General features: G+C 37.0%; 1 protein-coding gene. It reads right to left on the reverse strand.

Annotation, left to right across the window (positions count from 1 at the left end):
- Positions 1-66 precede the first annotated feature (66 nt).
- Positions 67-844, reverse strand: a 778-nt coding sequence (locus tag BBROOKSOX_RS11950; RefSeq protein ID WP_139662122.1) for a virulence RhuM family protein, incomplete at its 5' end; no start/stop codon positions are given.

The raw sequence follows: 844 nt of genomic DNA on the forward strand, positions 1-844 counted from the left end.
AATGCGGAAAACCTTCAATTTCTAATAGCTCAATAAAAGCCTGTTCTAATTTTGCTTCGGTAAACTTCATTGTTTCAAGCCTTTGGTTTTACTTTCAATTTGCTTGATAAAATCTTTCTCAACCTGTGTAATTCGATTTTTTATTTTCTCTTTATAAGTTTTATATTCGCTGTGTGCTTTTTCAATGGCTTTTTGATGACTGACTGCTCCTGAGTGTTGCAAAATATCTTTATTCGTCATTTTCAAAAAACTATCTAACTGCTTAATCCAATCTGCCATATACATGGGCGTTCGGTCTAACGCTTGAATTTCTGCAATTTCTAAAAATGCGGTGACCATTCTATTCAAAATATTCAATTCATCTTCGGCAAGATAATTTTTAGCGATTTCTACCTCTTTTTTTGTCGGTATTTCACCTTTAAAGCTGGTTAAGCCGATATGTTCTTTTTTTGAATTTACTCGCCTGTAAATAGTTTCGGCGGCGGTTTCTCCATGGCTTGCCCAGTGCATTTTATTTTGGATGGTTTTAAAAACCATAAGCGATTGTTCAGTTTGAGGGTCGTAGTCGATACTGGTGGCATAAACATCTAGCACCTTACGCCAAAACACCTTTTCCGATGAACGAATATCACGAATACGCGCCAAAAGTTCATCAAAGTAGTTTCCACCGCCTGCTTCTTTTAGCAGGTCATCGTTCATGGCAAAGCCCTTTATCAGATACTCTTTGATAAGTGCGGTTGCCCATTTTCTAAAATGTACCCCTCTGTGGGATTTTACTCGGTAACCTACTGAAATAATGACATCAAGATTGTAAAAATTGGTCGGCTTGGTAGAAAAATCGGAA

Source organism: bacterium endosymbiont of Bathymodiolus sp. 5 South, from assembly GCF_900128535.1.
Taxonomy (GTDB): Bacteria; Pseudomonadota; Gammaproteobacteria; order PS1; family Pseudothioglobaceae; genus Thiodubiliella.